The sequence below is a fragment of the Acinetobacter sp. YH12231 genome, from assembly GCF_013417755.1.
Classification (GTDB): Bacteria; Pseudomonadota; Gammaproteobacteria; order Pseudomonadales; family Moraxellaceae; genus Acinetobacter; species Acinetobacter amyesii.
Map to the genome: position 1 here is coordinate 50,615 of NZ_VPDJ01000008.1, position 25,818 is coordinate 76,432.

Here is a 25,818-nt window from a genome sequence, read left to right on the forward strand (position 1 = left end):
TCTACTCGGAAAATCATTTGCCTAGACTGCGGACTATTCCAAGTTTGCGCTTCACATACACATGGAGTTTTGTATGACACAGCAATACGATACCGATGTTCTGATTATTGGCACAGGGCCTGCGGGTTCTACTTTAGGTTTGGCCTTGGCAAATTACGGCATTCAGGTTCAGCTTTTTACCCAATTTAATTGGTTAGCCAATAGTCCTCGTGCCCATATTACCAACCAACGTGCGATGGAAGTATTACGTGACTTAGGTATCGAAGAACAAGTTCTCGACATTGCCACACCTTGGGAACAGATGGGTGAAAGCCTCATCACCACGAGTCTTGTCGGTGAAGAAATTGCCCGTATGAGTGCTTGGGGCACGGGCGATGAACGTCATGGCGATTATATTAAAGGCAGCCCTTGTCCATTGGTTGATCTCATTCAACCGAAAATGGAAGCTTTATTAGTTAAAAATGCGGCTGAACGTGGTGCGATTTATAATTTTAATACTGAATATTTATCGCATGTACAAGATGAACATGGCGTAACTGCAACATTCCTTAATCGTATTACCCAGACTGAATTTAGCTTACGTGCCAAATATTTAATTGGTATGGATGGTGCGCATTCTAAAGTGCTTGAGCAACTTGATTTACCGCTTGAAGGTGTGATGTCACGCGCCGGTACGGTATACGTGACCTTTAAAGCAGATCTTTCACAATATGTGAAAAACCGCCCTGCTATTTTGCAATGGATTGTTAACCCTGAAGCGAGCTTTGGTGATTTGGGCATGGGCTTACTCCGTGCCATTACGCCTTGGAATGAATGGATTATGGGTTGGGGCTTTGATATTTCCAAAGGTGAACCACAAGTCACCGAAGAGCAAGTGCGTGCTCGTTTAAATGCCTTTGTCGGTGCTGAAATTGAACATGTCGAAATTCAAAAACTATCTTATTGGTATGTGAACCAAACATGGGCAACTGAATATTCAAAAGGTCGTGTATTCTGCGGTGGTGATGCGGTGCATCGTCATCCACCATCAAGTGGCTTAGGCTCAAATACCTGTATGCAAGATGCTTTTAACCTCGGTTGGAAATTGGCATATGCCATTAAAGGTTGGGCTGCTCCTACTCTACTTGATTCTTATACATTAGAGCGTGCGCCTGTCGGCAAGCAAATCGTGGCGCGTGCCAACCAATCTCGCTTTGACTATAAGCATCTCAAAGAGGTATTTGGTTTTGACCAAGGCATCACAACTCAAGCTCAAATGATGCAACGTATTTTTGCGGAAGATGAACAAGCTGCAGAAATTCGTCAAAAGCTATATCAAGCCTTAGAAATTAAAAACTTTGAGTTTAATGCCCAAGGTGTAGAGTTGAATCAGCGCTATACATCCAATGCCATGATTGCGGAATCTGAGCCTGAGATCTTTGCCAAAGATCAACAGCTTTACTTGCAAGCAACCACGCGTCCGGGGGCTAAAGTTCCACATACTTGGATTATTGATGCCAAAGGCGATAAGCAATCAACTCTAGATATTACTGGGCATGGTCGTTTCACTCTACTGACAGGTCTTTCAGGCAAGGGTTGGAAAACTGCTGCTGAATTTTTGAATCTACCTTATTTAGATGTGATTCAAATTGGTTCACGTGAATACCGTGACGTTTATGGGACATGGAATGCGAAATCAGAAATCCATGAATCAGGCGCTGTCTTAGTTCGTCCAGATGGTTATGTCGCTTGGCGATACCAAGACAGTACCAATGCTGCTTTTGATTATGAAAATACGTTGAAGGCTGTCTTAAAGCAGATTCAATTGGCTGTTTAATCAAAAAAACCACCTTCGGGTGGTTTTATTAATTCAATATTTTAGGATTTTTCTTTCCAACAATGTTGTTTTTTTTCTACACCTAATTCAGCTTTATCTAACAACAATACTAAATTTTGTGTTCGATTATTTGAACTTTTTGGCACAAAACTATTTTGACTATATCCATTTTTATAAACGCAAATCGACCAACTATATTTTGCTGGAAATATATGAATAAATTGCAAACTTTTCTCTGCAGAAAATGTAGCAATTCCGTCCTGTGTTTTTTTTAATGTAGATTCAGTAAAAGACTTGCCTTGCCATGTTGTAAGATTTAAAAATACTTCTGCATCGTCCAACTTTTCATTTTGCTCATTGATAACAGTTATATTAATTTTCGGATGCTTCGTTTTTAAAATAGGAAAGCACCCACTTAACAATGTTGACGGAAACATAAAGCCTAAAAGTAAAAATATTTTTATATCTTTTAATAATACAAATTGTTTAAAGCTCATTATTAATTTTTGCAGTTTTTTAATTATGCATTAGTTTACATAAAAAACCGCCTCACGGCGGTTTCAATTGTTCAAATATTACATCTGTAAAACATAACCCAAAACTAAAAACACCAACTGCAAACACACGACTGCACCAAAAAGCTTCCAGCCCTTTCTACGCAACGCAGACTTATCCACTGCCGAATATTCCACTGTTTTAATCATGTCATCACCTCATCATGAGTGTTGATACTGAACTCGTTTAGTTATCCATCTTTCTTTTATCTTGCTATCTTTTATCTTGCATAGTTATTGTGCATAAAATACACACTAGCATGATTCCACAATTATAAAAGCAAAATCTAAACCAAGTTCAGCGGGAGAAATAAAATTTAAAAACCAACAAAAAACCACCCGTAGGTGGTTAAAAATCGAAAGCGATTATATGTGTAAAAACAAGCATTCACAATAATTAATATATCTTTTGGTAAATTTTAACCATAAAAAAGCCACCCGAAGGCGGCTCTTTTCTATGATTCATCTATCTAAGATTAACCAATAAATTTACGTGCATTACGGAACATACGTAACCAAGCACCGTCTTGATCCCAATCTTCTGGTTTCCAAGAATGCTGAATCGCACGGAAGTTACGTTCAGGGTGCGGCATCATAATCGTTGCACGACCGTCTTTAGACGTTACACCTGAAATCGCTTCTGGCGAACCATTCGGGTTCATTGGGTAATGCTGCGTTGGGTTGCCTTGACTATCTACATAACGCAAGATCACTTGATCGCCTGCATTCAATGCTGCAATGTTTTCTGCGCTAGCAACTACACGGCCTTCACCATGTGCTACAGCGATAGGAAGAATTGAACCTTCCATACCTTCTAACAATACAGAGTTCGATTTTTCAACGCGTACGTTAACTGCACGCGCTTCAAACATCTCAGAAGTATTGCGGTGGAAACGAGGCCAAGCTTCTGCGCCAGGAATAAGCGGTGCAAGCTGAGACAACATTTGGCAGCCGTTACATATACCTAGAGAGAATGTTTCATCACGGTTGAAGAATTTCTCAAATTGGTCACGAAGCTTCGGATTAAACAATACAGATTTAGCCCAACCGCCGCCTGCACCCAATACGTCACCGTAAGAGAAACCGCCACATGCCACTAAGCCTTCAAAGTCATCAAGACTGATACGGCCAGCAAGCAAGTCGCTCATGTGTACGTCTACAGTATTGAAGCCAACTTTGTCGAATGCAGCAGCCATTTCTACATGACCATTTACACCTTGCTCACGCAGAATCACCATGTTTGGACGGCGTTCATTGATGTATGGCGCTTCGATCGGCTCGTTCAAATCAAATGTTGGTTTGGCAATTAAACCTGCATGTGATTTGTCCGCGATTAACGCATATTCTTGATCCGCAGTTTCTACGTTGTCACGTAGACGTTGGATTTGATGTGACACTTCTGTCCATGCTTGTTGTAAGTCTGCACGGTCTAAGTTCAAACCATTTACAGTTAAAGTATCTGTATCGTTTACAGTACCCACAACTGCAATTGCATCTTTAAGGCTAGACGCTGCAACTTCAGCTTCTAATGCAGCCCAATCCGCTTTGCTGATTTGAAGCACTGCGCCAATTTCTTCAGCAAATAACGATTCAACAGATTGATCTTCAAGTGCTACACCTAGGCGTGAAGCGAACATCATTTCTGCAACAGTTGCCAATAGACCGCCATCACCGATGTCATGGTAAGCCTTGATAAGACCACGGTTGTTCCAGTCTTGAACCAATGCAAAGAATGCTTTGAAGTCATCGAAGCTGTCTACATCAGGAGTTACAGAACCAATTGCTTTATAAACCTGAGCAAGGATTGAACCGCCTAAACGGAATTGACCTTTAGAAAGATCGATACGTACAAGTACAGACTCGATATTTTTCAATTCAGGTGTCAATGTTTTGCGAACATCCGTCACAGGTGCAAATGCTGTGATCACGCCTGACATTGGTGAAGTGACAGATTTGTCTTCGCCTTCGTCATTCCAAGTGGTACGCATAGACAATGAGTCTTTACCTACTGGAATTGCGATACCTAGTGCAGGACACATTTCCATACCGATGGCTTTAACGCCTTCGAATAGCGCTTGGTCTTCACCTTGTTGACCTGCAGCAGCCATCCAGTTTGCAGACAATTTAATGTCGCTGATCTGGTCGATTTTTGCAGACATGATGTTTGAAATTGATTCTCCTACAGATAAACGTGCAGAAGCAGCAGGATTCAACAACGCAACTGGTGGACGCTCACCCATTGCCATCGCTTCACCTGTATAACCAACAAGGCTAGTCGTTGTTACTGCAGCATCCGCTACAGGCACTTGCCACTTACCGACGAACTGATCACGTGCAACCATACCTGTAATCGAACGGTCACCAATGGTGATGAGGAACGATTTAGATGCAACAGTTGGATTCTTAAGAACGCGGTAAATCGCATCTTTCAAATCTGTTACAGTTTCAGCAGTGAAGTCATCGCCTTTACGTTCAATCGTTTCGTATGAACGGCTCATGCGTGGTGTACCGCCAAGCATCACTTGCATTGGCATATCCACAGCTTTGTTTTCAAACAATGGATCTTCAACGGTTAAATGGCGCGCTTCAGTCGCTTCACCCAATACCGCAAACGGACAACGCTCACGTGCACACAGTGATTCAAAGAGTTCTAAAGATGATGGACGGATCGCCAAAACATAACGTTCTTGCGCTTCATTCGACCAGATCTCCATCGGAGACATGCCTTTTTCAAGCGATGGAATTTTACGCAGATCAAGTACCGCACCTAACTCGTGATCGTTCACAAGTTCAGGCATTGCATTTGAGATACCGCCTGCGCCTACGTCATGTACAGACACGATTGGGTTATGGTCTTCCATGCGCCAGCAAGCATCAATCACTTCTTGGCAACGGCGTTCCATTTCTGGGTTTTCACGCTGTACAGATGCGAAGTCTAGGTTTTCACCTAACTTACCGCTGTCTACAGAAGACGCAGCACCGCCGCCTAGACCGATCAACATTGCAGGACCGCCAAGTACGATTAAAAGATCACCCGGTTGGATTGCATCTTTTTCTACATGGTCAGGACGGATGTTACCGTAACCGCCAGCAATCATAATTGGCTTATGGAAACCTTTTACGTCGCCATTTACATTTTGTTCAAAGGTACGGAAGTAACCATTTAAAGCAGGACGACCGAATTCGTTGTTAAACGCAGCGCCACCCAATGGGCCTTCAATCATAATTTGAAGCGGAGATGCCATACGAGACGGCTTGCCGTAGTTTTCTTCCCAAGGCTGTTCAAAGCCCGGAATGTTCAAGTTAGAAACAGTGAAACCTGTTAAACCTGCTTTTGGCTTACCGCCACGGCCTGTTGCACCTTCATCACGGATTTCACCGCCTGAACCTGTCGCAGCACCCGCAAATGGCGCAATTGCTGTCGGATGGTTATGCGTTTCCACCTTCATTAAGATGTGAGCAGCTTGGCTCTTATATTTATAAACGTGCTGACCTGTTTCTTCGTCTTTTTTCGGATAGAAACGTTGAGTGTCAAAGCCCACGATCACTGATGCGTTGTCTTTATATGCAGACAAAACATCATCTGGAGATTCTTTATACGTGTTTTTAATCATTTGGAACAATGACAATGGCTGAACTTCGCCATCAATTGTCCATTCAGAACCAAAGATTTTATGACGGCAGTGCTCAGAGTTTGCTTGAGCAAACATCATCAATTCGATGTCATGCGGGTTACGGCCAAGCTTGTTAAACGCTGCAACTAAATAATCAATTTCTTCGTCAGATAGTGCAAAACCAAACTCAGAGTTTGCTTTCACTAAAGCTTCTTTGCCTTGACCTAAAATATCAATTGCATTTAACGGCTTTGGTTCAGTTTCAGAGAACAGCGCAGTCGCTTCTTCAATTTGATTGAAAACACTTTCGGTCATGCGGTCATGTAATGCTAGTTTTACTTCATCAGAAACAGCATTTACGCCCTTCAAAGTAAATAAAACACCGCGTTCAAGACGATGAACCGGTGTATTACAGTTGGCGAAAATGTCTGTTGCCTTCGACGACCACGGAGAGATTGTCCCAACGCGTGGCGTCACTAATATTTGGACTTCATCACTTGCTGGCTGGCGCAATTCAAAAGATTGACCATCATTAAGCAGCTGTAAAGCAGATTGCTGTTGCTGTTCGCTGAGCGTTTGGTCAAATAGATAGACCAATTGGCTTTCAATTTCTTGAACAGAACTAATCGAAGATAGACGTGTTAATAGTTGCGTTTTCTTAAAAGAAGAGTGTGCTGGTGCACCGGCCACGATAAACATGCTGATTTTGGCTCCACGGGCTGGTCTTTTGAACCAAGCCGCAATGTGACTTGAAGAGAGCGCATATTCTACTGTGTATTGGTGAAATCAGCTAGATGGGAAAAGCATTTTCTGTTCGAGAATGGCACAAGATTTTTTAAATTTTGTTTTTATTTTCAGTCAAAAAGATTGAATACAGCAGTGCAGCTTAGCACAAAATAAATTGTAAAAAACATTAATCGAAAATTAATATCAAATTTAGAATTTTGAAGCTTTCAAGTCCGCATTACCAATGGGTTTGAATCAGCGAATAGTCTAGCCAATGAATAATATTTATCTTAAAAACACCCTACCTTAATACGAATATTCTACACCTACACCGATACCCTTAAATAAAGTGTCAAGCTATGACGCGACCCACTATTACTTTAGTCACAAGTTTGGCATCATAGTTTTTAGTAAATAACTGAATAATGATAAATGACTCAAATGCGTTGGCTTGAACTGCTTTCTACAGTTCGTATTGGTAGTAATAAACATAGCTCTGAACAGGCACGTAGCCCCTTCCACAAAGACTACGACCGCATTATTTTTTCTCAAAGCTTTCGACAATTAAACCGCAAGACCCAAGTCCATCCCCTCACCCAACATGATGGCATTCATACTCGCCTGACTCACTCTTTAGAAGTGTCTTGTATTGGACGTTCATTGGGGATGCTCGCGGCTGAAAAAATTAAAGATGAACTCCCGATGTGGATTTCACCTGCCGATGTTGGTGCAATTATTCAAGCTGCGTGCTTGGCACACGATATTGGCAATCCACCTTTTGGACATGCAGGCGAATATGCCATTCGAGAATGGTTTGATGATGCATCGCATACCAACTTTTTACAGGACTTAAGCCCTGAAGAAGAAGCCGATGTGCGTCAGTTCGAAGGCAATGCCCAAGGTTTACGTTTACTGACTAAAATTGATTATCATCCGAATGATGGTGGTATGCGTTTAACCTATGCAACTTTAGGTGCATATTTAAAATACCCGTGGCTTTCAAAAACCATTGCATCGCAAGGCAATAAACCTGCAAGCCAACGGGCTAAATTTGGCTGCTATCAGGCAGAAAAAGAAATCTTGCAGCAAATTGCAGAGCAACTCGGTTTAATTCAACTGGGCGAATATCACTACTGTCGTCATCCGTTGACCTATTTGCTTGAAGCCGCAGATGACATTTGTTATGCCTTAATTGACCTTGAAGATGGCATTATCCTCAACATGTTGAACTATAACGAAGTTGAGCCAATTTTCCTTGATCTGGTCGGTGACTATGGCATACCTGCCGAATTGGCGATGACTGATACCACTTGGCAACAAAAAATAGCTGCATTACGTGGTCGTGTGATGAAACGTCTAGTCGAAGAAGTCACGACAGCCTTCGCCCGCCATCATCATGAAATTTTGTCAGGTCAACTTAAAGGCAGTTTATTGCAATATTGCAGTGAAGATATTGAGCGTGGAATTAACCGAGCAAAAGAATTAGCCCGCGATAAAATTTTTGAACATCCACAAAAAGCAGGCTTAGAGATTATTGCGCATCAAAGTCTACAAAATATTTTAGATGCCTTTATTCCTCTAACTACGCCAAATAAAACTTTGAGTTTTAAAGAACAACGACTGATGTCCATTCTTCACCGTTCGGGGGCACATTTTGGGCCGTTGCATTATGAAAACATCATGCAAGTATTGGATATTATCTCTAAATTTTCAGACCATCAGGCTTATAACCTTGCACAAGAACTTCAAGGCAATAAAGTTGGTTTCTTTTAAACCTGAAAAAATGTGAAGGCTAGTAATTCGCTGGCCTTCACGCTAATCTCGCAACAAATTGAAATTGAGCAAATGGCTCAGACTAAACTGAAATAAAGTGAATAAATGACATGATCGGATGTTTAATTGGCGAAGTGCTGGCATTGGAAGCACCAACAGTATTACTCAATGTAAATGGTGTGGGCTATGAGATTGACACCCCACTTTCTACATTTTGCCAACTACAAAAAGGTCAAAAAATTACCCTGTGGACACATCTGGCTGTTCGTGAAGATGCACAACTGCTGTATGGATTTAGCAATGCTCAAGAAAAACTGATTTTTCGCACACTGTTAAAAGTTAACGGCGTAGGCCCTAAAATGGCACTGGGCATTTTGTCGACCTTAAGTGTTGAAATGCTAATTCATACGGTTGAACATGAAGATGTAAACACTTTAGTCAAAGTTCCAGGTGTAGGCAAAAAGACCGCTGAACGCCTCATGATTGAGTTACGTGATCGCTTTAAAGCCATGGCTTCAGGCACTGCACCAACGAATTCAACTGTTGAACAAATTCAATTTACGGGCAACTCTGCCGTAGCCGAAGCTGAGGCGGCATTGCAATCATTAGGTTACAAACCAATTGAAGCACAAAAATTAGTGAATGCTGCCAAAGGTGACTTTACTGAAGCCAGCGACATTATCCGTGCTGCATTAAAGTCGATGAATAAATAATTTTTAGTTTCTAATGAGCACTGCATCCTTTGCCTTTTAGAGCTATAGACAGTATGTGAATCACGCAGGCGACAAGGATGTCGCCGTTAAACTGTGCTACAAGGACGTAGCATCAGTTTAACAAATGGGTTTTGTCACTTTTGCCCAGTCAAAAGTGAGAATCGCCTATACAATGGCATTTAAAGTTCAATCGCTTTTTGAGGCTGTGATTCTTCCACAACGATATAGAGATTAGTTAAATAATTATGCAAGACCGTCTTATCAGTGGTTCAGAAAAACCCGAAGACCACTTCGACCGCGCCATTCGTCCAACTTCCCTCGATGACTACATCGGGCAGCCTGTCGTCCGTGAACAAATGGAAATCTTTATCGGTGCTGCACGTGGCCGTGAAGAAGCACTCGATCACACCTTAATTTTTGGCCCACCGGGTTTAGGTAAAACCACACTGGCCAATATTATTGCCCGTGAAATGGGTGGTAACTTAAAATCGACATCAGGCCCTGTCCTTGAGCGTGCAGGCGATTTGGCTGCAATGCTAACCAACCTCGAAGAAGGTGATGTTTTATTTATTGATGAGATCCATCGTCTTTCACCGGTCATCGAGGAAATTCTCTATCCAGCGATGGAGGATTACCAACTCGACATCATGATTGGTGAAGGCCCTGCTGCCCGTTCGATCAAACTGGATTTACCACCCTTCACTCTTGTTGCAGCGACGACTCGTGCAGGCCTACTGACCTCTCCTTTACGTGACCGTTTTGGTATCGTACAACGCTTAGAGTTTTATTCTGTCAAAGACTTAACGCATATTGTGACTCGATCTGCAAACTTGATGGATGTACCCATGACTGCCGAAGGCGCACAGGAAGTTGCACGCCGTGCTCGTGGGACACCTCGTATTGCAAACCGTTTATTACGCCGAGTCCGTGATTATGCGCAAGTTAAAGGTACGGGTGAAGTAACCCAAGAGATGGCTCAACGTGCTTTGGACATGCTGAATGTCGATAAAGATGGTTTAGACACACTAGACCGTCGTTATTTATCAATGCTGCTTGAGCGTTTTGATGGTGGCCCTGCAGGTGTAGAAGCTCTAGCTGCTGCTATGGCAGAAGACTCAGGGACGCTTGAAGATGTGATCGAACCCTACCTCATTCAGCAAGGTTATGTCATGCGTACTGCACGTGGACGTATTGCCACCAATATGGCTTATTTACAGTTTGGGATGACGCCACCAGAGCCGAAAGATAAGTGAGTGATAAGGGAGGTTCACTCTCCCTTTACTTTTTTAACTTCATTTAAAAGATATTGATGCAATAGGGCTGATATATCATTACATGCTAATGAAAAATATGTTATTTTTTCTCCAACCCTACTTTCGCCATTTTCAAATTCTTTGCGTACACCCCAAAGTGTACTAAGAAGATATGTTTGTGTCTTCTTAATGTTTTTTTGATATTCATCATTTTCAAAATCCAAAAATAATTCAATCTGTTGGTGATAATTTGCAACTCTAAGATTGTATTTTACAACTTCCTTGATTAACTCTTCACGATCTAATTCTTTAATATTCATAGTAATAGATATATTAAAATCTATTAGACATGATAAATATTCTGCAACTATTTTTCGTAATTTTTCTAGTTCTTTAACTTTATAACTATAGTGAAGCTCGTTACTTTGAAGTATTGACTGTTGCTCAAATAATTTAGCGTTTATATCTAATGCGGATTGTTGAGATGCTTTAATTTCTTCCACTACTGTTTTAAAGGACATGTCCGTTAATTGAAAACTTTTCCGCCCATACCAATAGGCCAACCATGTAGCTAAGCCACCTAGAATCAATGCAACTATCACTGACAAAGCAAAGGATGAAATCGCAGTCTTATCTGTAGAAGCATTTAGTTCCATATGCGTTTTAGCAGGCTGTTGAATAACTAACGTTTGTACATTTTGCTGCTGCGGTACTGTCCAAGGTAGTTGAATCACAATATCCTGCTTAAATTTTTCTTGTTCCACATCAACCCCTAAAATTTCAAATAAATTATAATATTATCTTACATTTTATTATGAATAACGCTTCGTTCTAAAGGAATAGAAAAACTAAATTTCAAATCACGTATCAACTAACTTTAAATCTAATTAAGTAAGTCCAATTTTGAAAAACTCATAAAAGGTGAAATTAAACTACTTTGATTTGAAACCTTGTGCCATTGGACTGATGACTCACGGTGCTAAACTGCCCGTCATTGAAGCACTTGACGAATCATTGAATTATCGCCATTTTTAAATGCTCTAATTCTTTGCTGAAGTGCAGACCAATATTTTTCAGATTTTATAAAGACGGAATACTCTCATGGCGAATAAATTCGAATTCAACATTCGTGTATATATTGAAGATACAGATGCAGGTGGCATTGTTTACCACGCAAATCATATTCGCTTTATGGAACGTACCCGCACAGAATGGCTACGCGCTTCAGGTGTAGACCATTATTGGCATCAAAAAGATTACAACTTTGTCGTTCATAAAATTAATGTGAAATATTCACGTCCTATATTAATGGATGACCTGATTACTGTTACAGCAAGTGTAGTTTCGTGTAAGGCTACGTCATTTGTGTTGCAACAAAATATTTATCGTGGTGATATTATGCTGGCATCAGGTGAGGTAGAATTGGCATGTATCAGTGCAGAGATGAAACCCCGTCGCCTTCCTGATGAAATACGTGAACTGATTCTGAAAGAATTGGAACAAGATTAAAAAAATTATTTGGCACATGTAGTAACTATGGCAACTCAACTAGAATCAACACTCAAAGTTTCAGACCTCATCTTACAAGCAAGTCCTGTCGTACAACTGGTAATGCTCCTGCTGCTCTTAGCTTCGTTATTCAGTTGGTATCTGATTGCCAAGTTACACATGAGTTATAAAAAAGCGCAGGCTGACGATGAACATTTCCAAAAAATATTTTGGTCTGGCGCCGAACTCAATACTTTATACAACAATGCTCAGCTCAACTCGAAACGTGTTGGCCTTGAAGATGTTTTCTATCAAGGTTTAGGCGAGTTTTTCAAACTTAAAAAACGTAATGCCAGCGCAGAACAATCAATTGAAGGTACAGAACGTATTCTTCGTGTGGGTTTAAGCCGTGACCAAGGACATTTAGAAAATGGTTTAGGCGCGCTTGCGAGTATTGGCTCGGTTGCACCCTATGTCGGTTTATTCGGTACCGTTTGGGGCATTATGAACGCCTTTATTGGTTTAGCAGATGTTGACCAAGTCACCCTTGCTACGGTTGCTCCTGGTATTGCAGAGGCATTGATTGCAACGGCCATTGGTCTTTTTGCGGCAATTCCTGCTGTACTAGCATTTAACCATTTTACAGCCAAAGGTGAAGCCGTTTATAACGATCGTGCTCTTTTTGCCGAAGAAATGGTTGCGTTATTACAACGCCAGTCTGTAGGTTCAACTCAGGACAATGACTAATGGCTATTCAACGTTCTGGACGCTTTGAGCGCATCAAAAAACCATTAAAAAGTGACATGAACGTCGTACCATATATTGATGTCATGTTAGTTCTATTGGTGATTTTCATGGTCACTGCACCTATGATCACCACAGGTGTCAAAGTCGACTTACCACAGGCAAATGGCACGCCTATGCAAGCGGAAGATAGTAGAGCGATTGTTACACTGAAAGCAGATGGCACGATCACTCTCGAAGATAAAAATCATCAAAATGATGTACTCACACTCGATGAACTAAAATCTGTTTTAACGGCTTCGCAAAATGAAGCGAACGAACAGAAAAAGCAAATGAGTGTCCTGATTAACGGCAGTGAATCTCGTCCTTATGGTGAAGTCATGAAACTCATGTCTGCCCTTCAAGATGCAGGTTTAACACAAGTAGGTTTACTGACTGAGCCATTAAAATAATTTATGAAAGATTTCAAAAAGCCGCCTTTTAAACAAAAAGCCGTTGCGATTGGTTTCACACTGGGTGTGCATATCGTCGCTGTGGTTGGCTTACTTTATCTTGGCATGAGTAAACCACCTGAGCCTCCTAAAAAAATAACCACAGTTTTGGTAAAACCGGAAGATTTAAAACCTGTAACACGTGAAGTCACTGAGTTTGATGAAACCGCACATGAAAATGTAGCTGAACAAATCACGCAAACAGCAGAACCTAGCGTTGAACCAGCACCCGAGATTCCAACGGCTGCACCACCTAATCCAGCAGAACCACCTAAGGCAGATCCACAGGTTGCTGCTCAACAGGCACTCGCTGCGGCAAAAGCACAGCAGCTTGCTGAACAAAAAGCTGCGGACAATGCAAAGCGTGCTCAAGAACAAGCTAAAGCGGCTGAAGCTGCAAAACTAAAAGCACAACAAGAAGCTAAAGCGGATGCGGCTAAGGCAAAAGCAGATGCTACGGCGAAAGCCAATGCTGAAGCAGCAAAACGTAAAGCAGATGCAGACGCGAAAGCTAAAGCCAATGCGGAAGCTGCAAAACGTAAAGCAGATGCTGATGCCAAAGCCAAGGCCAATGCAGAAGCTGCAAAACGTAAAGCAGATTCTGATGCAAAAGCTAAGGCCAATGCAGAAGCTGCAAAACGTAAAGCAGACGCCGATGCAAAAGCTAAAGCCAATGCGGAAGCTGCAAAACGTAAAGCAGATGCTGATGCCAAAGCTAAGGCCAATGCGGAAGCTGCAAAACGTAAAGCAGATGCTGATGCGAAAGCCAAGGCCAATGCAGAAGCTGCAAAACGTAAAGCAGATGCCGATGCAAAAGCCAAGGCAGATGCAAAGGCTAAAGCCGATGCCGAAGCACGCGAACGTGCAGCCGAAGAAGCCAAAGCTTCATCAGCTAAAAAAGCAGCTGAAGAAGCCGCACAGAAAAAGGCTGAAGCGAAGAAGATTGCATCTACTGCAAAGAAAGATTTTGAAAATAAAATCCGTCGTGCATGGGACACACCTTCTGACTCTGCGGGTAAAACGGCGACTGCTCGCGTTACCCTTACGGAAAGTGGTTCAGTTCGGTCAGTGATTGTGAACTCTAGTGATCCTGATATGAAAGCCAGTATTGAGGCTGCTGTTCGAGCTGCTGCACCATACCCAATGCCGAGTGACCCAGATGCAAAACGTGAAGCTCAAAGTTTTACGTCCACCTTCAAGTCATCACGTTAATTTTTAAATCCCTGCAAACCTTGTGGGGATTTTTCATTTACTTATATACTGAATTATATAACATGAAAACATTATTATTATTTTCGACACTAACACTCCTAGGCTCTCAATCATTCGCCGAAAATCGTTCAATTTACATCCCATCTTCGACCATGCCTGACCATATTCCACCTGAACAATTTAATGCTTTGCTGATGGATCATGCTAAAACAACTCAACCTGAGAAATCAGTACAGGACGTAAAAAAGCCTCTTAAACCCATTTCACATGCTCTAAATGAAGAAGATGCAAAGAAAAAAGCGGAAGCCAAGAAAATCGCTTCAACAGCTAAACGTGATTTTGAACATAAAATCAAACGTGCTTGGGATACACCACCTGGCTCTAGCGGTAAAACGGCCATTGCTCGCGTGATTTTATCTAAAACAGGTGCTGTCCAAGCAGTCATCGTAAGCTCCAGTGATCCTGATATGAAAGCCAGTATTGAGGCTGCAGTTCGTGCTGCTGCACCATATCCGATGCCTAGCGACCCAGATGCTAGACGTGAAGCACAAAGTTTTACCTCTACATTTAGATCTTCAAATTAAGTTTGATAAATCCGTGCATTGCTTGCGGGGATTTTTTTGTGGTTAAGCAATGAATCACCCCATACCCATTTTTTCTTATCTTCAATAGATCAAGTTTCATCGCTGGTATGATGTTTATTTTTAAGCTTCTACATCCATCCCCCCAGTTCCCCCCCTTTCCTAAAATGAATACTCAATCGATTGTACCTGTGTGTTTCAATACTTGAGCTTTTATAAAGCTCTAGCCCCGACTAATTGATCCATTCTTGTCTTCGTTCTATATAACGCCGTGTATGTGGGACTCAGCAACATCAAGTATTACTAAAATTTTCTAAACACTTGATTCAAAAATAGAATGTTATAACTAAAGAATTATCATTTTCATTCCAAAATGTGATGTTGTGTTCATGATTTTTAAGCTAGACTTGACGAAACTCGGATAAAATCTCTGCATTTTTCACAGTGTTATAACAGTTCAGTCATATTTTCATGCTTTTAATATCCCAAAATCATGCCATTATGTGACACAACCAAATACAGACAATAACTCACATTTTTAGAGTAATTAGCGAATGATGGAAATGACGCGTAAACATCTTCTTTGCTTAGCCGTATTGACTGCTTTGAGCCCAGTTTTAGTGACTCAAACGCATGCGCAGCTTCACCTCGAAATCACTAAAGCTCCTGAAGAAGCACCTAAAATTGCGATCGTGCCTTTTAGTAATGACTCAAATATTTATCCAGTGGTTGAAAATGACTTGAACCGCTCAGGTAAATTTACCAGTGCCTCTAAAAACTTACCTGCAACTGCAACAATAAATTCACCTAATGCAGAAGCATGGAAAGCTGCGGGCGTACCCTATGTCGTGACAGGCACATCAAAAACAACGGCTGATGGCTCTTATGAAATTCACTACCAACTGTATGATGTTGAAAAAAAACAATACCTGTTAAATGAACTACTCACTGTACCTGCTTCACGTTATCGTCAAGCAGCGCATATGATCAGTGATGCAATCTATCAAGCTTTAACTGGCATTCCAGGTGACTTCAGCGGCCGTATTGCCTATGTATTGCGTAATGCAGCAACACCAGATCAGCGCTATACCCTACAAATTGCAGATACGGATGGTGAACAACCCCGTACCATTTTGACTTCACGTGATCCAATCTTGTCCCCTGCATGGACGCCTGATGCGAAAAAGCTAGCCTATGTTTCATTTGAAACCAAACGCCCTGCGATTTACATCCAAGATTTAGCAAGTGGTAACCGTGAAAAAGTAGCAAGTTTCCGTGGCCTGAATGGTGCACCAAGCTTCTCACCTGATGGTAAATCAATGTTATTTACCGCATCGATGCATGGCAATCCTGAAATCTATCAAATGGATTTACAGACTCGCCAATTAAAACGCATGACCAATGACACAGCGATTGATACAGAAGCACGTTATGCACCTGACGGTAAATCATTTATTTTTACCTCTGACCGTGGTGGCTCTCCACAAATTTACACCTACAACTTAAGTGCTGAAAGTGTCAAACGCTTGACTTTCCGTGGCGCTTTCAATGCACGTGGTACGTTAAGTGCGGACGGTAAAAAATTAGCTTTGGTACATCGTCCTAGCGGTAGTAACTATAAAGTTGCGGTTCAAGACATTGGTTCTGGTGTAACCAATATTTTAACACCAACAAGTTTAGATGAATCCCCAAGCTTCTCACCAAATGGTCAAATGGTGGTGTATGCAACCCGTGAAGCAAACCGTGGTTTGCTCTCGATCATGTCTTTAGATGGCCGTTTCCGCATGAACTTACCAAGTGAACAAGGTGAAGTTCGTGAGCCAGCTTGGGCACCGAAATAAACACTGCATGATTTATTCAACAATAACTTTTTAATGAAACATCATAAATAACCGTCATGGAGATCAATATGAAAGCAATGAAACTGATTGCACTACCTGTTTTAGCTACAGCATTAGTAATGACTGGTTGTGCCAGCCGTAAACCTGCAGCAGACGTACAAGCAGGACAAAACCCAAATGGCTCAACCACTGTAAACACTTCAGGTTTAAGTGAAGATGCAGCACTCAATGCACAAAACCTTGCGGGTGCATCATCGAAAGGTGTAACTGAAGCGAATAAAGCATTTTTAGCGAAGCGCGTAGTACACTTTGACTACGACAGTACCGAGCTTAGCAATGAAGATTTACAAACCCTTCAAGCTCACGCTCAGTTCCTTGTTGCTAATGCAAACTCACGCGTGGCATTAACAGGTCACACCGATGAACGTGGTACTCGTGAATACAATATGGCGCTTGGTGAGCGTCGTGCAAAAGCTGTTGAAAGCTTCCTGATTACAACAGGTGTAAGCCCTAACCAGCTTGAAGCAGTCAGCTATGGTAAAGAAATGCCAATCAATGCGGGTCATGATGAAAATGCATGGAAAGAAAACCGCCGCGTAGAAATTAACTACGAAGCTGTACCTCCGCTACTTAAATAAGACTTGAAAAAGTCTGAGCTAAAAAAAAGCACTCATTAATGAGTGCTTTTTTGATTTAACCCGTATCATTTAATTTATATCGTTTCATTTTCATCGTTCTGTTGCAGCGTTCTTTGCTTTAACTCAATTTAGCCCTTTAACTCAGGATAAATTCGATTAGCGGCTTTAGAACTTTAAGAAAATATCCAATTAAAAATGCAAATGAACGACTTTTAAAACGAGATCTTTAGCTTTACCAACTAGAAAATTAGCTTAACAATCCAAATCATTACGCTTCTGCTTCTGGATGTTCAGCATTTTCTTTTTCTGTTTGCATCGACTCAATGAGGTCATGTTTATTGAACTTTTTATACTCTGCTTTTGCTTCGTAACTGCTCCATGCAGCTTTTACGGTATCCGCAGAAATATCGTCTAAATTCAATCCCTCAGTTGCAGTCGGAGTCGCATCAAATTTTTGTGTGGTCATTGTTGTGCTCCCTGTCTTTCGATTTATACATTAGATTCAACATAGCATGTTATTCAGGACTTGCAAGGGTAAAATCACGACAAATAGTCTAGTTTAATTTTTCTTTTCCTTCGTTCTCATCTAAAATGTTGCACAATCACATTTTTATCATTTTTGATAAATTAATATTTGGAGTTTTCCGGTTATGTCAAATCTCACCCTTTCCCAATTTCTACAACAACAAAGTGGTAATCTTACTCCTGCATTAGCACAAGTTATTGAAACAATTGGTAATACATGCAAAGACATTGACCTTCTATTACAAAAAGGTGCTTTGGCTGGTGTATTGGGTAGCGCGCAACACGAAAACGTTCAAGGTGAAGAACAAAAGAAACTTGATGTCATTTCAAATGATTACCTCATCGATGCATTGAAAATTCATCCACATGTCGGTGGTTTGGCTTCTGAAGAATTAGATGAATTCACTCCAGCTCAAGAAAATGGCGATTATCTTGTCTTGTTTGACCCATTAGATGGTTCAAGCAACATCGATATCAATATGTGTGTGGGCACAATTTTCTCAATTCTTCCTGCAAAAAATGCGGTAACGCAAGCTGAAGATTTCATGCAAGCGGGTGTTAACCAAGCGGCTGCAGGTTATGTATTGTATGGCCCATCAACAATGATGGCTCTAACTGTCGGTGCTGGCGTAGTCTTTTTTACTTTTGATCCAGAAAGCAAAGAATTCTTATTAACTAAAGATGCGATTGCGGTTGCAGCAGATACTAAAGAATATGCAATTAATGCATCGAACCAGCGTCACTGGGAAGAACCTGTAAAACGTTATATCGACGAACTTCTTGCAGGTAAAACTGGCCCGCGTGAAAAAGACTTCAATATGCGTTGGGTCGCATGCATGGTGGGTGATATTCATCGTATTCTTTGCCGTAGCGGTATCTTCATGTACCCATACGACTTCAAAGATCCGAAAAAAGCAGGTCGTCTACGTTTAATGTACGAAGCAAACCCAATGAGTATGTTGATGGAACAAGCTGGCGGTGCTTCTACAACAGGCCGTGTCCGCATTCTAGACATCCAACCAACAGAACTTCATCAACGTGTTCCTGTGATTATTGGTTCTAAAAACGAAGTTGACCTAGTTACTTCATACCATAATTAATTTCTAATAACGAAAGTCAGTATTTTTGCTGACTTTCGTGGATATCTCCCTCATGGCTCTGATTTATCTCGAATCAAAAGACAACCCGAAAATTAAGCACCTCCGTGGCTTAATCGAACAAAATGCCTACCGTAAAAAACAAGGTCAAACTGTTTTGGAAGGCACACACTTGGTGTTGTCATGGTTAGACTCAAAACGTCCAATCAAATCGATTTTCACCACTGAACAAGCAATTAACCATGCTGATTTCGATCGCATTGCGGAACAATATCAAGGTGCGGTGTTCATTCTAAGTGAATCTTTATACAAAGATATCAGTACACTTGGAACATCTATTGCTTGCTTAGCGATTGTGGATTTACCAAGTTCAAGTGAAGCGCTTAACTTCAGTGAAGACACCTTAATTTTAGACAACATTCAAGACCCTGGTAATGTAGGTACCCTACTCCGTTCTGCTGCCGCAGCGGGTATTGAGCAAGTCGTTTGTACCAAAGGCTCTGCATCACTCTGGTCACCGCGTGTATTACGCGCAGGTATGGGCGCACATTTTTCATTAAATACCTTTGAAAATATGGCCCTTGAAGATATTTTGACGAAATTCAAAATTCCAGTGTATGCAACAAGCTCACATCAGTCTGAAAACCTATATAGCAAAAATTTGCGCAAACAATGTGTGTGGATTTTAGGCAATGAAGGTCAAGGTGTTTCTGAGTATGCATTACAACATGCCGAAGCCGTTGCGATTCCTCAACCGGGTGGTCAAGAATCACTAAACGTAGCCATTGCTGGCTCGATCTGTTTTTTTGAAATGGTACGTCAGCGTCAGTAAAATCGTTATTTTATTGTATTTAGCGCTTAAGCCTGAAAAAAATAGACTACACTAGAAAAAATAATAATTCTTTTTGTCAACCTAACCGTTATTTCCATCGTTATTTGTAAATGAATATGGAAATAATGGTGGGTATCCGATGACAGGATTTTCCATCTCTATGGATTTAGCACCCAAAAAGTCCGAGACGCAAGACAGCAGTGTTTTAAAAAGCACGGCTGAGTCTCGCCTGAAAAACTTCATGAATGAAGTGACGGGGCGTGCTTTAGTAATGATGGAAAGTGCAACGCACGGTCAACATGGCATTGCCATGGACTTGGTGCAAGAAGCCTTTATTTCCTTACATAAAGCTTATGCTGAAAAGTCCACAGAGGAATGGTATCCCCTGTTTTACACCATTTTAAATAACAAGCTGCAAGACTGGCGTCGAAAAGAAGCACGTCGTTCGCAGCCGTTTTCCTTATTTAGAAAAGTCAGCCTAGATGACGACGATGTCGAGATACAGGATGTGGTAGATGAATCTACACCAAACCCCTTCGACTTTCTGGATCAGGCTGTCACTGCAGAGGAAATACAAGATGCTATCGCAGAACTTCCAGTCCGCCAGCAACAAGCATTTATGTTGCGAGCTTGGGAAGGCTTTGATACGCATACAACTGCAGAAATTATGAATTGTTCCGAAGGCAGTGTGAAAACACATTACCACCGTGCCATTCAAGGTTTACGTACCGCTTTGGCACATTTGAATCCACATATGGGAGGATCATCCGAATGAAACAAGATGATTTCTTAAAGCAAGTAACTTCCAAACTTGATGGACTCGCACAGCACCATAAAGACAAAGCAACTGTCATGAATAACGTGCTTGAAGATATTCATCAGCGCGAAACTTCACGTTATGGTTTCTGGAAAATGTCTGGCTTTGCACTTGCAGCAGCAATTGCAGGTTTTGTCATTTTACCGAATGCGACTGTACTGGATGACAAACCACAAAATCAGGTGATTTCAACCCCTAAGCTCTCCCCTCAAATGGTAGAAGATCTTGAAATGTTGATGGTTCTGGGTGAGGACAAAGTTCCACATGGCAGCTAAAAAATTAGCAATTGCATTCTGTGCTTTTAGTTTTTTGCAAACCAGTTTTGCTGGCTTTGATCGCTTTTGGATATTTTCAAAAGATGCAGATACTCAAGTCAATGAAACTTGGGATTCGCTATCTGAAGCAGAACAACAGGCTTTAATTAAAAAGTATCAGGCACTCAAAGAGATTCCTGCAGATCAACGTGTCAGCTTGCAACAGCGCATGGATTGGTTCACTCAACTTCCAGATAGTGAAAAGCAACGTATGCGCGAAACTTGGCAAAAAATGAGTACTTTAGAACGTAAAGAACTCGCGACACGTATGCAAAAAGCTAGTCCTGATGAACGACCTGCTATTCGCGATGAGTATATCAACAAATATTTACAGCCTATCGCTGTCGCTCACTAATCTAAAACAGCAGCATGTTGCGAAAATCAAATCAATTAAATTAGTTAAGCCATGAAAAGCCTCTTATCGAGGCTTTTTTATTGTATTACTTGCTCAACCGACGTTGACGATACATACCTAAACCAATCAGTGTCAACAGCCCAAATAATCCCATCGAACCACCGCCGCTAGAAGAAGAGTTGGTGTTTTTCGCGGTATTCTTAAGAGTCAGAATTGCATTGCTTGATGCAATGCCATCACTATCGACAACGCTATATTCAACAGGATAGTCAAACTGACTAAAGCCATTTTTTACAGAGAAGGTAATCTTGCCACCGTAGCAAGTTTCCTTTAAATAACTTGCTGGGCAACTGCCACTATACTCAGCTTCAAAGTTTAAACCTGCTGGGATTTTCGTAAAACGAATTGGGATAATTTGACCTTCTTCATTTTTATGCCATACCGATTTGCCCGCTGGCATAGATGTAACTGGACCATCACCATCATCATTAGCATTTTCTAATAAATTATTGACGGTAACAGACAAATTATTTGACGGACTAATTGTATATTGAGCAGCTTTGGCCACTGGGGTCATATTTTTAAATGCCACACGGACCACACCAGAGGATTCCGCCTGACTCCCTGTCTTTTGTTTTAGCGTATATTTACAAAAACCGTATTCGGTAGGCGCTGTTGTTGCCCCACTTGTGCGATATATAACGATTTGTTTTATTCCAGCATCCCAATCACAGTGCAGGTCATGTGGTGGATTACCCACAATACTTGCTTCGCCTGTACTAGACACCGTAATTTCACTACCAATGCCGATTGGTGAAGTCGTCACGGTATAGTTGTCAGCATTTAAGGCAATTTGTCGTGTTTCAGCACTTCCGTTCACAGACTCTTCTTGAGGTAATGATGCTGGGAATGGATCAAAATAAACTGCACGATATTTGAGGTTATTTTTTAATGCACTTAATACCGCTTCGTATTTTGTTAAATCATCCTGATTGGCAACTTTGTATTCTGCATAATCTGGATCGTCGATATCCTTTTTCAAAGCATCAATTGTATTTTGATACTTATCTTGCAGAGCTGTTAAAGACTCATTGGTAATATCTGCCATATCTGCTGCGGTTAAATTCATTAACTCAACCGAGCCAATATCACATGTGTTTCTTTGCGTAGGTGATAACTGTAAAGTACCATCTGTGATCCGCAAAATGCCCCGTTGATCCGCATCACTACAGCCGTCTAAGCCCAGATTGATCAAGTCAAAACCACTGCCGATTGCTTTCGGGTAATACAAAGGTAAATACAAATTATAAGCAGATTTTGTTTGTAGGGCGCTTAATAAAGTCCCCATAGCATAGCTACTTACATCATGGTTTTGCAGAAAGCTTTCCGTACTATTCAGTACACTTTCGGGTAAATCACACTGTGCGGCTGCCAGTTCAAATGCATTATTACTTGCCACAAATTTTTGACCATTATCAGGTACTGCATTATTCAGATAACGACAAGATTTTCCACCAGTATTGTAGGCCAATACATTGAAATACCAAGCCTTTGTACCATTGTTATCATAATAATAGGTACTCGCCGCATTGTTCTCGACTATTGTATTACTGGTTAAAACGAAGCTAGAAAAAGCACTTAAACGATCCGTTCCCTGAGAAATGGCACGGATAATACTACCCGTACTTGGATTTGCTTGGTTTTTTGCAATCGTATTTGCTGTCAGTTCAACCTTGGCATTTCCACAGAAGTCCATCACACTATTGCTCGTCGATGAACCATTTTGAATAATACTGCTTTGCTGGAACACAATTTCAGGCTGGGTATCCCCCAAGTTCCCGATACAATCCATAGCGACAACACTACCTTTAGGTGCGATGTTGCCCTGAACTAAACTGCTCACCAATAATGTTTTTTTCGACATATTATGCGCAACGGAGTAGATTGCACCGCCAGCAACTTTGGCTTGAGAGTTTTCAATTGCACCATTATTTAATGTAAATGCTCCCCCTAAATACAAGGCACCACCACGGTCTTCTGCCATCCCGCCAGTAAGGCGTACATTATTGACAACAAAGTTGGCTTCTGAGCGTGAAGTATTAAAAATACGCGATTTGCCTTGGGCATTAATCGTCGTTCTAATATCCTCATAGGCAGGAAATTTCTGCGTCAGTAAATTTTTTGAATCATAGTTAAAGCGACTTTTCCCCTCTATCACGATCTGATTGAGCGGAACTAACTCACCTTTGGTCAGAAGATATTCACCTGCTTCAAGTTGAATATAATCGGTCTGCCCATTATTTGGATTACCGACATTACATCCACCAAAAGATTTGTTTTTACGTGCAGTTTCAATCGCTTCACGTAAAGAACATTGATTGAGATTTTCACCATTTTCATCATCAAAGGTCGTAACTTTGATGATGTTACTTGTCGCTGCCATAGATGACATAGCCGCAAGGACCATGACCGCCAGCAATCCTTTTTTATAATTTTTCATGTGCTGTCCTTAATTCTATCCAGACTATTTTTTAAAGCGACGAAATCCAACTAAGCCAAGCAGCGCAAAAATACTCGCCCAGCCTAGAGCACCACCCGAAGTTTTAACGGTTTTACTTTCCATTTCATTGTTTGGTTCTTGGAAAATACGCACTTCTGCAGCTAAATAATTTTTTGCCGAAGTATTAAAACGGGTTGAAGACGTCACCACACGCAATTCAAAAATATCTGCGCCATGCCAATTTCCATTTGGCGTGTATTCAAAATCACCATTCAAATTCAGTGTAAATTTACCTTTTGATTCGGTGCTTTGTACAACTATTGGACAACCATCTTGCCATGGCTCACCTGTTGGATTTGCCATACCCATCACTTTTGTACATTCTTCTTTTGGAATTAAATCACTGTCACCTAAAGCATCTAAGATATTAAACTTCGCCACTTCACCTGTACGTATGTCTTTACCTAAGCGAGGCATGCTCACAGGAACCACAATTTCGATAGCCCCACGATCACACCAAACATCATCCAAATTACGATTTTTTCCACGCTGATCAGAAGACTCACAATACACATGATGCTCATTGCCATCTGCTGTGGTCTTCCCCTTATTTAATATCGGGCTTGAGAAAATCGTTTCGTAATCTAATAAAATACGAGGACGTAAATAACCAATAAATGCGTTATTTGCTGTGGTAAATGGACAGAAAAGTGCATTACGATCTTCTGTTAAGGTTTTACAGCTACCTTCATCTTCACCCGCAATTAAACTCGTCCCAGACCATACATCATTTAAATTTGCAGCAGGCCCAACAGGACAACTCGCAGCCACTAAGTTGTTATAAAAAACAGATTGGTCTGTTCCTGAGTTCACGACTTTACAATCTTGAGCGGTACCACTGAGCGCATTACCAATCACCACACTATTGGCTAAATAAGCATGCTCAGAGGTACTATTTAGTTCGATACCGCCACTGTTCTTCAGTACTGTAATATTATTGAGTGCTAAACCATCACGTAAGTTGACAGCAAAACCTTTGTTTTTGAAAAAGGTGCTATTGGCAATGATATTTTGAGGGTTACTGAACACCAACTTACTGATGTCTGCGAGCCCATTTTGATTGTAAACAATCGCTCGACCAGAAGTGCTTTCATTATTTTTGAACAAAGATGTATAGATTTCATAAGCCGGTGCTTCTGAGTAAATTGCACCACCATCTACCGCTTTGTTGTTTTGAAAAATTGTGGTTCGCATATACAGACGGCTTGCTACAGCTGCGCCATCTTCTGAGAATCCAACATTGTAGATTGCACCACCAAGTCGTGCATTACCATCTTCAAACTTTACATTTTCAAGTGTGAGTTTTTCATTATTAAAAAGGATGCCGCCTTTATCAGCGCACTGATCTTGCTTACATCCTTTAAATGAAATTTCTTTAAAATTGATCGCAATTAGTTCTTTTTCGCCGTCATTAATATTAAAAATTTGATCCTTACCGGTCATTTCAATGACGGCATTATTAAGACCGAGTACGACATCTTCATTGACGTTACTGTCATACGCCGTTTTCAGATTCAGTTCTGCTTTAATATCAATTTTTTTAGTGAGTTTATAAACTTCATTTTTTTTCAGAGAAATTGAGGCATAGGCGTCTTTCCCCCCGCAACCATTATATCCGGCTTCTGGCATACCATTATTGATATATTCTATGGCTTCACGAAGTGAACATTCCTTGTCATCCTTTACAACATCTTCAGTGGTTGTAACGGTAATTTCTGCGCTAAATGCATGACCTGCCATGAGAAGCATGCCAATGCCTATGCTCTGTTTGAGCATATCCATCTCCTTAAATATTTTTTATCTTTTTATTCTTAAGTTGCACAATCCTTGCAACATTAAAATATTTTTATGTACTTTGTCACAGCTTGAGTAAT

General features: G+C 41.0%; 22 protein-coding genes and 1 pseudogene. 16 read left to right on the plus strand and 7 right to left on the minus strand.

The features are described from left to right. Positions 1-73: 73 nt before the first annotated feature. On the plus strand, positions 74-1,816 hold the full coding sequence (locus tag FTV11_RS05855) for an FAD-dependent monooxygenase (RefSeq protein ID WP_180073580.1): 1,743 nt from the start codon (positions 74-76) through the stop codon (positions 1,814-1,816). Between the two features lie 41 nt (positions 1,817-1,857). Here the strand turns inward: FTV11_RS05855 and FTV11_RS05860 are convergent, their stop codons facing one another. The 3 genes from FTV11_RS05860 to purL all read right to left on the minus strand — a co-directional run bounded on the left by FTV11_RS05860 (position 1,858) and on the right by purL (position 6,683). Next, on the minus strand, positions 1,858-2,313 hold the full coding sequence (locus FTV11_RS05860; protein WP_180007616.1) for a hypothetical protein: 456 nt from the start codon (positions 2,311-2,313) through the stop codon (positions 1,858-1,860). 78 nt (positions 2,314-2,391) lie between these two features. Continuing rightward, a complete protein-coding gene (locus tag FTV11_RS17075; protein WP_257223191.1) occupies positions 2,392-2,520 on the minus strand; it encodes a KGW motif small protein in 129 nt (42 codons plus the stop codon). A 326-nt stretch (positions 2,521-2,846) separates the two neighbouring features. Next, positions 2,847-6,683, minus strand: a complete 3,837-nt coding sequence (gene purL / locus FTV11_RS05865; RefSeq protein ID WP_180073581.1) for a phosphoribosylformylglycinamidine synthase — start codon at positions 6,681-6,683, stop codon at positions 2,847-2,849. Between the two features lie 459 nt (positions 6,684-7,142). On the opposite strand from purL, the gene FTV11_RS05870 reads away from it, so the two are divergent. The 3 genes from FTV11_RS05870 (at position 7,143) to ruvB (ending at position 10,449) form a co-directional block, all read left to right on the plus strand. Beyond that, on the plus strand, positions 7,143-8,483 hold the full coding sequence (locus FTV11_RS05870) for a deoxyguanosinetriphosphate triphosphohydrolase (RefSeq protein WP_180009963.1): 1,341 nt from the start codon (positions 7,143-7,145) through the stop codon (positions 8,481-8,483). Positions 8,484-8,593: 110 nt separating this feature from the next. Further along, positions 8,594-9,196, plus strand: coding sequence for a Holliday junction branch migration protein RuvA (ruvA, locus tag FTV11_RS05875; RefSeq protein WP_168378057.1), 603 nt, complete (start codon positions 8,594-8,596; stop codon positions 9,194-9,196). 245 nt (positions 9,197-9,441) lie between these two features. After that, positions 9,442-10,449: a Holliday junction branch migration DNA helicase RuvB gene (ruvB, locus tag FTV11_RS05880; RefSeq protein WP_168378058.1), complete on the plus strand. Its 1,008-nt coding sequence runs from the start codon at positions 9,442-9,444 to the stop codon at positions 10,447-10,449. Between the two features lie 14 nt (positions 10,450-10,463). Here ruvB and FTV11_RS05885 read toward each other — a convergent pair whose 3' ends face one another. Next, complete coding sequence (locus FTV11_RS05885; RefSeq protein WP_180073582.1) at positions 10,464-11,213, minus strand: hypothetical protein; 750 nt, start codon at positions 11,211-11,213, stop codon at positions 10,464-10,466. A 337-nt stretch (positions 11,214-11,550) separates the two neighbouring features. Here FTV11_RS05885 and ybgC point away from each other — a divergent pair, with 337 nt between their 5' ends. The 7 genes and pseudogenes from ybgC (at position 11,551) to pal (ending at position 17,444) form a co-directional block, all read left to right on the plus strand. Next, on the plus strand, positions 11,551-11,958 hold the full coding sequence (gene ybgC, locus FTV11_RS05890) for a tol-pal system-associated acyl-CoA thioesterase (RefSeq protein WP_078190367.1): 408 nt from the start codon (positions 11,551-11,553) through the stop codon (positions 11,956-11,958). A 27-nt stretch (positions 11,959-11,985) separates the two neighbouring features. Beyond that, the gene (tolQ, locus tag FTV11_RS05895; protein WP_078192037.1) at positions 11,986-12,684 is read left to right on the plus strand and encodes a protein TolQ; all 699 of its coding nucleotides are present in this window, start codon (positions 11,986-11,988) and stop codon (positions 12,682-12,684) included. Continuing rightward, positions 12,684-13,133, plus strand: a complete 450-nt coding sequence (gene tolR / locus FTV11_RS05900; RefSeq protein ID WP_168378060.1) for a protein TolR — start codon at positions 12,684-12,686, stop codon at positions 13,131-13,133. The genes tolQ and tolR overlap by 1 nt, the downstream gene beginning before the upstream one ends. A 3-nt stretch (positions 13,134-13,136) precedes the next feature. Then, positions 13,137-14,384, plus strand: coding sequence for a cell envelope integrity protein TolA (gene tolA, locus FTV11_RS05905; protein WP_180073583.1), 1,248 nt, complete (start codon positions 13,137-13,139; stop codon positions 14,382-14,384). A gap of 278 nt (positions 14,385-14,662) precedes the next feature. Then, positions 14,663-14,968: pseudogene (locus FTV11_RS05910) on the plus strand (cell envelope integrity protein TolA); the annotation flags it as partial. Positions 14,969-15,522: 554 nt separating this feature from the next. Further along, a complete protein-coding gene (gene tolB / locus FTV11_RS05915) occupies positions 15,523-16,806 on the plus strand; it encodes a Tol-Pal system beta propeller repeat protein TolB (protein WP_180073603.1) in 1,284 nt (427 codons plus the stop codon). Positions 16,807-16,874: 68 nt separating this feature from the next. After that, positions 16,875-17,444 carry a peptidoglycan-associated lipoprotein Pal gene (gene pal / locus FTV11_RS05920; protein WP_168378062.1) on the plus strand — a complete coding sequence of 190 codons (570 nt, stop codon included), beginning with the start codon at positions 16,875-16,877 and terminating at the stop codon, positions 17,442-17,444. Positions 17,445-17,712: 268 nt separating this feature from the next. Here the strand turns inward: pal and FTV11_RS05925 are convergent, their stop codons facing one another. Next, positions 17,713-17,910 (minus strand): NF038105 family protein, encoded by a 198-nt coding sequence (locus FTV11_RS05925; RefSeq protein ID WP_078190373.1) that lies wholly within the window; start codon positions 17,908-17,910, stop codon positions 17,713-17,715. A gap of 184 nt (positions 17,911-18,094) precedes the next feature. Here FTV11_RS05925 and FTV11_RS05930 point away from each other — a divergent pair, with 184 nt between their 5' ends. The 5 genes from FTV11_RS05930 (at position 18,095) to FTV11_RS05950 (ending at position 21,384) form a co-directional block, all read left to right on the plus strand. Then, positions 18,095-19,069 carry a class 1 fructose-bisphosphatase gene (locus FTV11_RS05930; RefSeq protein WP_180073584.1) on the plus strand — a complete coding sequence of 325 codons (975 nt, stop codon included), beginning with the start codon at positions 18,095-18,097 and terminating at the stop codon, positions 19,067-19,069. 52 nt (positions 19,070-19,121) lie between these two features. Next, positions 19,122-19,898, plus strand: a complete 777-nt coding sequence (locus tag FTV11_RS05935) for an RNA methyltransferase (RefSeq protein WP_180073585.1) — start codon at positions 19,122-19,124, stop codon at positions 19,896-19,898. A 160-nt stretch (positions 19,899-20,058) separates the two neighbouring features. Further along, a complete protein-coding gene (locus tag FTV11_RS05940) occupies positions 20,059-20,673 on the plus strand; it encodes an RNA polymerase sigma factor (protein WP_111883945.1) in 615 nt (204 codons plus the stop codon). Next, positions 20,670-20,990: a hypothetical protein gene (locus FTV11_RS05945; RefSeq protein WP_078190377.1), complete on the plus strand. Its 321-nt coding sequence runs from the start codon at positions 20,670-20,672 to the stop codon at positions 20,988-20,990. The genes FTV11_RS05940 and FTV11_RS05945 overlap by 4 nt, the downstream gene beginning before the upstream one ends. After that, positions 20,980-21,384, plus strand: coding sequence for a DUF3106 domain-containing protein (locus FTV11_RS05950; RefSeq protein ID WP_078192044.1), 405 nt, complete (start codon positions 20,980-20,982; stop codon positions 21,382-21,384). Before FTV11_RS05945 ends, FTV11_RS05950 begins: the two co-directional genes overlap by 11 nt. A gap of 85 nt (positions 21,385-21,469) precedes the next feature. Here the strand turns inward: FTV11_RS05950 and FTV11_RS05955 are convergent, their stop codons facing one another. Further along, entirely contained in the window at positions 21,470-23,884 is a 2,415-nt protein-coding gene (locus FTV11_RS05955) for a CSLREA domain-containing protein (RefSeq protein ID WP_180073586.1), read from the minus strand. 24 nt (positions 23,885-23,908) lie between these two features. Further along, positions 23,909-25,720, minus strand: coding sequence for a rhombotarget A (rbtA, locus tag FTV11_RS05960; RefSeq protein ID WP_180073587.1), 1,812 nt, complete (start codon positions 25,718-25,720; stop codon positions 23,909-23,911). Positions 25,721-25,818 lie beyond the last annotated feature (98 nt).